Source organism: Parashewanella hymeniacidonis (genome assembly GCF_016900895.1).
Classification (GTDB): domain Bacteria; phylum Pseudomonadota; class Gammaproteobacteria; order Enterobacterales; family Shewanellaceae; genus Parashewanella; species Parashewanella hymeniacidonis.
Genome location: NZ_JAFEUN010000266.1, coordinates 1 through 1,452, shown reverse-complemented (window position 1 = coordinate 1,452; position 1,452 = coordinate 1). Strand labels below are relative to the sequence as shown.

The window sequence follows — 1,452 nt, the reverse complement described above, 5'->3', positions numbered from 1 at the left end:
CTCGAAGCATTTTTTCTTTTTCATGTGTACATAAAAACACCATAAAAAGATCGTTCAAGTAACAATGTTAGATCAAGTGACTTGTTTCACAAAAAACAAGAGGGGCTTGGTGAATGGTTACATTAATTTTGGGCTTTTTTTAGCTCGTCTTTCCGCTGGCGACGATCTTTAATGACATTATTTACTTCACTGCCAATGTGTTGCTCATTTCTCATTTCAGCAAGTTGCACTTGTTTCTCACGCTCAATAAAACGCTGACGTTGTTCATCAGAAATTTTATCAATGCAATTTGGGCAACTTACGCCTTTTACATAAGCTGCAGATTGCATATCAGCCTGAGTAATCGGTAATCGACATGCATTACATTGCTGATATTGACCTTTTTCAAGGCTGTGATTGACGGCAACTCGATTATCAAAAACAAAGCACTCACCTTCCCACAAGCTTTCATCTTGTTTTACTTCTTCAAGATATTTTAAGATGCCGCCTTCAAGATGATACACCTCTTCAAAACCTTGCTCTTTCATGTATGCAGTTGATTTTTCACAACGGATACCACCAGTACAGAACATGGCTACTTTCTTGTGCTTTTTCGGATCAAGATTTTCTTCAGCGTATTTAGGAAACTCTCTGAATGTTTCCGTTTTTGGGTTCACAGCATTTTTGAAGGTACCGATCCCAATTTCATAATCATTTCGAGTATCTATCAACGTAACTTCAGGGTCTGAAATCAGAGCATTCCAGTCTTGAGGCTTAACGTAAGTCCCCACGACTTCGTTAGGATCAATACCCTCAACACCCATAGTAACAATTTCTTTTTTCAGCTTTACCTTAGTTCGATAAAACGGGTTTTGCTGCTCGTAAGAAAATTTAGTCACAATGTTGTCGAGCCCAACTTGGCCATCAATCCATGATAAAAGAGCTTGAACGGCTTTATTGGTTCCAGCCACAGTGCCGTTAATGCCTTCACTTGCGAGCAATAGCGTGCCTTTGATTTCAAGATCTATCATTGTGTTTAACAACAATGGTTTTACTTCTTGATAATTTGGTAGGTTTACAAATTTATATAAAGCGCAAACCGTGATCTTTTCACTGGTTTGGTGTGATGATGTACCTGACATAACTTCCTCATTGCTCGCTGGCTCGTAAAGCCAGTGCATACGTGTTTAGATAAAACGTGTGTTAATTGATAGGTATTTTAACATTGATCTAGATCGATGTTTACCTGAGGTTCAACCAAAAGTAAGTTATATAAATATTGTGAGTAATTAGCGGTTGATAAAAAGTAAAAATTAATGGTTCTAACGAAATTTAAGTGGAAGTTAATAGACAATACTGCAGACAGTTTTATGCAGCAATTGTCCTGTACTCACTGATTTCACTATAAACCTGAGATACTTTTTCATCACTCACGTCTATTCCTAACTTACCGAAAACTAAATTTACCAAGTG

The 1,452-nt window shown here is 37.3% G+C and carries 1 protein-coding gene; it reads right to left on the bottom strand.

Features of this window, described 5'->3' with window-relative positions; translation table 11 throughout:
• Positions 1-122: 122 nt before the first annotated feature.
• Complete coding sequence (gene trhO / locus JQC92_RS22240; protein WP_205001709.1) at positions 123-1,121, bottom strand: oxygen-dependent tRNA uridine(34) hydroxylase TrhO; 999 nt, start codon at positions 1,119-1,121, stop codon at positions 123-125.
• Positions 1,122-1,452 lie beyond the last annotated feature (331 nt).